Here is a 4045-nt window from a genome sequence, read left to right as displayed (position 1 = left end):
AATAGAGCCGGTGAAGTACTTCTATTGAACTTTTGTGCAATGTTGAAGATTAGTAATTCTATTCAACATTTGTGCTAAAAGTCGGCTCCATCGCCAATTTGCCAAACGTTATGTGCCATTTTCAACAAATTGTCTCCAAATATGAAATTCATTTACGCAATAATATTTATTTTAATTTTTGCAATCGGTTTAAATGCACAAACATTTTCCACAAATTTTAATGTAAATCTTAACAATAATGATACAAAATCAATTGTGGAATTATGGCAATCCTATCTTAAATGTGATTCCAAGGATTTTTGGCTGGAAAGTGAAACGAAAAATCTTGCGAACTTTAATACATTGGATATGGAAGGAATTATAAATCCTTCATTGATGAAGTGGGGGTTCAATAATAGGATTTTGAGTATAAATCCTATTTCTGAAAACAAATATTTGATTAAATCACTTTTTGAGCACGAAAATAAAGATATTTTCGCGATTACGAATGTGGTCGCAATTAAAGAAAACAATAGTTTCAAGCTATCTAATTACCTTTTTGAAATCACTAAAAATTGGAAATTTACCGACTCAAAAAACATAAAATACATTTATCAATCTAATTATAATTTGAAACAAAACGAGATTGATGAAGCGGAAAGTTTTTATTCTGAATTATGCAAAATTTTTAATGTTCAACCCGTAAAACTTACTTATTTCATTGCAAAAAATTGTGACCATATTTTTGATATTCTTGGATACGAATTTATTTTCAGCAAAGGAATGTCCGAAGAATGCGGCTATTTCGAAGAGAAAAATAATTTCATTTTTGCTACAGAAAAAACTGGAGCAAATCATTTTCACGAAATTACTCACTTCATTAACAAACATTTTCCCAATGGAAACGAACTGCTATTGACAGGAATTTCGGCATATATTTCAAAAGATAAGGCACATTTTGGAAAACCTCTGATTTATCACACAAAAAAAGTAAATGAATATTTACAAAAGCATCAGGAAATAAATCTTTCAAAACCATTTGATTTTTTTGAATTAGATGAAAACACGAATCCCCAATATGTAATTGGAGCGGTTTTGTGCGATTTAATTTTGGAAAAAGGAGGGAAAGAAGAGTTGATTTCGGCGTTTAAATCCACGAAAACGGATGAAGATTTGCTGATATATCTAAATACTAAAATACTTTACAACAATGAAAACCTTAACGCATTGTTAAGGAAAAGAATTGAAAAAATTGCAAAAAAAGATATTTTTCCTAATAGGATAGTTGATTGAAAACTACCTTATTTATAAAAAAAATATATCCTAAGTAAACAAGAAAACGGCACATAACATAGTATTTGCAAAAGCCGGGGTTGAAACTTTAATTGAAATACCCGTTGCATTCAGTCGCGCCTGCTTTTCCACTTCACATTTTTTTGTAATTTAGTTTCGTGGAAAAAGCATTCGCTTCGGTTGGTCGAAATTGAACTATTGGTTCAATTTAGTCCGCCCTTCGCAAATACTTTTTCCGTTATCTGCTATTATATTAAATACTATGTAATAAAATGGAAAATAAGAATTATTCACAACTTTCTGACCAAGAGTTATTAGATGAAGCGAAAAAATTAAAATCATTTTCGTTTGTTAATGCCCTTTTTATTGGAATTCTATTCGGTATTGTGTTTTTTAGTATTCGTAATAGTACTTTTGGACTTGTAATGTTGATTCCGTTGTATTTTATTTACAAAATGGTAAATGATCCACGAAATAAAAAATTTAAAGAAATTGAGAAAATACTAAAAGAAAGAAATCTGAAGTTTTGATGGAGGTAAAAAACAGTTGTTTAAATTGTGGTCGTGAAGTTTTAGAAAACTTTTGTCCAAATTGTGGACAAAAGGCGAGTGTTCATCGCTATTCTTTTAAACATTTTATTGAACATGATTTGATTCATGGGATTTGGCACTTGGATAGCGGTATTCTCTTTACGCTTAAAGAACTATTGGTTCGACCTGGTCATAGTATTAGGGAGTTTATTCAAGGAAAAAGGGTTGGCTATTTTAACTTTATAACCTTGTTGATACTTATTCTTGGGATTACTCATTTCCTTGGAGAATATGCTCAAGTAAAACTTGCTGATTTGATGCCAGAAAGTGGTAAAGGAACTATGGCTGAATTTGAAGAGTTTTCAAAAAAGCATCCAAAATCTTTATTACTTTTGACCATCCCGTTTTATTCTTTTTTTAGTTTTCTTTGGTTTAGAAAATCAGGATTAAATTTAACAGAACATTTTGTTTTAAATTCTTACAAAACTGCTACAGAGTCAGTAATTGCTTTGTTATTTTTGGTAATAACTATTTTTTATACAAATATTAGTATTCTGATTATAGTTTATGGAATAATCAGTTTTTTGACCTTAGCTTATGGTTTTTGGTTTTATAAACAATTTTTTTCTATGTATGGTTACTCGAAAAAATCTTTAATCATTAGAAGTTTGGGGGTTATTTTTTCATATATGTTCTTATCAGTGTTAGTAGGAATGATAATGAGAATAATTAAACATTAGGATTGAAAAATAACAGCAGATAACATAGTATTTGCAAAAGGCGGGGTTAAGGTGTTGAATTGAAAATTTGGGTATATTTATCCGCTTCTGCTTTTCCGTATTACTTTTTTTCTTAAATTAGCAATACGGAAAAAGCATCCGCTTCGGTTTGGTCAAAATTGAACGAAAGGTTCAATTTAGCCCGCCCTTCGCAAATACTTTTTCCGTTGTGCGACATTCTAAAAAAACGTTATGCCATATTTAACAGATTTCTCATACAGACAATTAATTGACAGAATAGAGATTAAAGATATAGAGAGAATTGATCTTCATTTTTTCAAAAAAAATATTTATGAAAATGAGAGAATATTTTATTTTTTTAATCAACTTGAACTCAAAAAACTTTTTATAGAAAAAATTCTTCTGAGTGGTGAAGAAAAATACAATTTGGTTCATAAAGAAGTTCCTGAAAGGGAAGATAATTATAAATATGTGTTATCAATCAAAGGAAATGTGAAATATCATAAGACTAATGAATGTCCTGCACTATTCAAAGGATTTAAAAATTTCTTTATGCCAGAATGTGTGGTAAGGTTTGCTGAAATTGATAGAGAAAAACATAAAGAATTTTGGTAGATGAAATTAGAAAATGGTTTATCGAAAATAACTATACTGTTGAACGTTATGAAAATGGAGAAATAAACGATACAATTTTGACAAATCATTTCAATTCAATTTTTCCAGAAAAATATAATATTGAAAGAATTACTAGAAGTCAAATAAAAGAGGGAGATTTCAAGTGGTATGTTGAAAGAAAATCAAAAGGTCCAATACAAATTGAACAAAAATTTGACAATGAGGAATTTTTAAAAAATATAGATGATTTGATTGTCAGAAGAGAAATGCTTTGTGGAAGTCCAACAATGCAAAATCTTTCCAAATATGATTTTCTTGTAGAGAAAGAAGATTTTGAAATTAAAACAAAAATTTTTGAAAGTATTGACAATGGATTCCTAAAAATGGTTGATAAAGTTTTTTTGGACACTTACGGAATAGAAAATCTGAGAAAATTTTGGAGAAATCATTTAGAAATTAAAAGAATTGCTACTAATCAATTATCTGAATATTTTAAATGGACTTATAACTATAATATTCAAACATTTAAAGAAGTCTTTTTAGACGATTTCAATCTAAAACCTTGTCACTTATGCTATGGAATATAAAAGAACGTCGCACAACATAGTATTTGCAAAAGGCGGGGTTAAGTGCAGAGTTGAAAGTTTGGGAATATTTATCCGCTACTGTTTTTCCGTATTACTTTTTTTCTTAGTTTAGCACAACGGAAAAAGCATCCGCTTTGGTTGTGCTGAATTGAACTTTAGGTTCATTTCAGCTCCGCCCTTCGCAAATACTTTTCCCGTTATACGATATTTAAAGACAAACATAAATAAAAGACAAAGAATTATGTTGACAAAAAACCTCTTTCAAATGATACTATTCTTATTAATATTTCCATTGATTGTA

General features: G+C 29.1%; 5 protein-coding genes. All 5 read left to right on the top strand.

Features of this window, described 5'->3' with window-relative positions; all coding sequences use genetic code 11:
• The first annotated feature begins 141 nt into the window (after window positions 1-141).
• The 5 genes from VQ048_RS11780 to VQ048_RS11760 all read left to right on the top strand — a co-directional run bounded on the left by VQ048_RS11780 (window position 142) and on the right by VQ048_RS11760 (window position 3744).
• Window positions 142-1272 (top strand): hypothetical protein, encoded by a 1131-nt coding sequence (locus VQ048_RS11780; RefSeq protein WP_327611865.1) that lies wholly within the window; start codon window positions 142-144, stop codon window positions 1270-1272.
• Window positions 1273-1544: 272 nt separating this feature from the next.
• The gene (locus tag VQ048_RS11775; protein WP_327611864.1) at window positions 1545-1802 is read left to right on the top strand and encodes an FUSC family protein; all 258 of its coding nucleotides are present in this window, start codon (window positions 1545-1547) and stop codon (window positions 1800-1802) included.
• Complete coding sequence (locus VQ048_RS11770; protein ID WP_327611863.1) at window positions 1802-2542, top strand: DUF3667 domain-containing protein; 741 nt, start codon at window positions 1802-1804, stop codon at window positions 2540-2542. Before VQ048_RS11775 ends, VQ048_RS11770 begins: the two co-directional genes overlap by 1 nt.
• A gap of 231 nt (window positions 2543-2773) precedes the next feature.
• The gene (locus VQ048_RS11765) at window positions 2774-3157 is read left to right on the top strand and encodes a hypothetical protein (RefSeq protein ID WP_327611862.1); all 384 of its coding nucleotides are present in this window, start codon (window positions 2774-2776) and stop codon (window positions 3155-3157) included.
• Window positions 3151-3744: a hypothetical protein gene (locus tag VQ048_RS11760; protein WP_327611861.1), complete on the top strand. Its 594-nt coding sequence runs from the start codon at window positions 3151-3153 to the stop codon at window positions 3742-3744. Before VQ048_RS11765 ends, VQ048_RS11760 begins: the two co-directional genes overlap by 7 nt.
• The last annotated feature ends 301 nt before the right edge of the window (window positions 3745-4045 follow it).

The sequence above is a fragment of the Bergeyella anatis genome, from assembly GCF_036016955.1.
Lineage (GTDB): Bacteria > Bacteroidota > Bacteroidia > Flavobacteriales > Weeksellaceae > JAYWXI01.
The sequence above is the reverse complement of the archived record's forward strand: the minus strand, read 5'-3'. Positions and strand labels throughout refer to the sequence as shown.